At 65.1% G+C, this 1,390-nt stretch carries 1 protein-coding gene; it reads right to left on the reverse strand.

Features of this window, described 5'->3' with window-relative positions:
• Window positions 1-7 precede the first annotated feature (7 nt).
• The gene (locus tag ACFU8W_RS52460; RefSeq protein WP_384052999.1) at window positions 8-1,249 is read right to left on the reverse strand and encodes an IS30 family transposase; all 1,242 of its coding nucleotides are present in this window, start codon (window positions 1,247-1,249) and stop codon (window positions 8-10) included.
• Window positions 1,250-1,390 lie beyond the last annotated feature (141 nt).

The following is a 1,390-nucleotide window of genomic DNA, read 5'->3' on the forward strand; positions in this document are numbered from 1 at the left end:
GGCGGATTCAACAAATCGTCGCAACACGAGGAGTGTTGGGGTCGTTCGTCAGTAGCTCTGTGAAGCGCTCGGCTGGGGATTCCCAGCCGAGCGTTTTGCGAGGTCTCGAGTTCAGTTCCGCGGCAGCGGCGTCCAGGTCCTCCCTGGTGAACTTCGAGAGATCCGTCCCTTTCGGGAAGTACTGCCGCAGCAGGCCGTTCGTGTTCTCGTTCGATCCTCGCTGCCATGGGCTGTGAGGGTCGCAGAAGTAGACCGGGACTCCGGAGGCTTCCGAGAAGGCATAGTGGTGAGCCATCTCCGCTCCTTGGTCCCAGGTCAGAGAGCGCTTGAGATGCGGGGGAAGGCCCTTGACGGCCTCCAGGAGTGCCTGCCGGAAGAAGCCGGGGCTGTGGCCCTTGGGCAGATGGACGAGCAACGTGAAGCGGGTGCTGCGCTCGACGAGGGTGCCGATGGCCGATCCGTTCTTCGCCCCGACGATCAGGTCGCCCTCCCAATGGCCCGGGACGGCACGGTCGGCGGCCTCGGCGGGACGCTGGCTGATCGGGACCATCGGGTGGGAGAACCGCGGGGTCCTACGACCCGGCTGCCGGCGCGTCTTACGCACGCTTCGGCCGGTCCTGAGGCGACGGAAGAGCTGGCGCCACAGGCCACCTTCGGCCTGTGCATACAAAGCTCGGTAGATCGTCTCGTGTGCCGCTCGCATCTCCGGACGGTCAGGGAACTCCCGGCGAAGGATGCTCGCGATCTGTTCGGGGCTCCACCTTTCGTCCAGACGTGCCTGGATGTATTCCCGCAGTTCAGAGTGCTCGTCGATCCGTCTGGGCCTGGGGCGCGACCTGCGTTTCTCCGCTCGCTTCTGGGCGGCGAAGGGGCGGTAGTACCCGGTATGGCTAGGCCTGAGGTCGGGGTTGCAGTTGCGCCGGATCTCCCGGCTGATGGTCGACGGACTACGGCCCAGCTCGGTTGCGATCGAGCGGATGGACCGCTTCTCACGCCGGAGGTCAGCGATGCGTATGCGCTCTTCCTCAGACAGATAGCGTGCAGAAACCGCGGGTCGACGTCCGATTCGCTCGTTCCTGCGCGGATGCGGCAGGAACTCGCGCCGAACGCCGACCAACGGCTGCACCGCTGCTCGCACCGCTTGCCGGCCCGGCTTCGTGGTCTTCACGCGCTCACCGCGCCCGCTGATCCACTCTTGTCCCGTTCGGCGGTTGATGCCGACGATGCGACTGGCTCCTCTGATACTCACGCCCTCGTATATCAGTTCGAGAAACCTCTGCTTGACCTCGGGGGGCACCCTTCTACCGTTCGGGCGCCCCCCGGCGGTACTGCTGCTGTTCTTCATCGCCTACCCGGCTGTCGGGTGTTGCGACGTTGATTAGAACCCAAG

Source organism: Streptomyces sp. NPDC057565 (genome assembly GCF_042801455.1).
Lineage (GTDB): Bacteria > Actinomycetota > Actinomycetes > Streptomycetales > Streptomycetaceae > Streptomyces > Streptomyces yanii.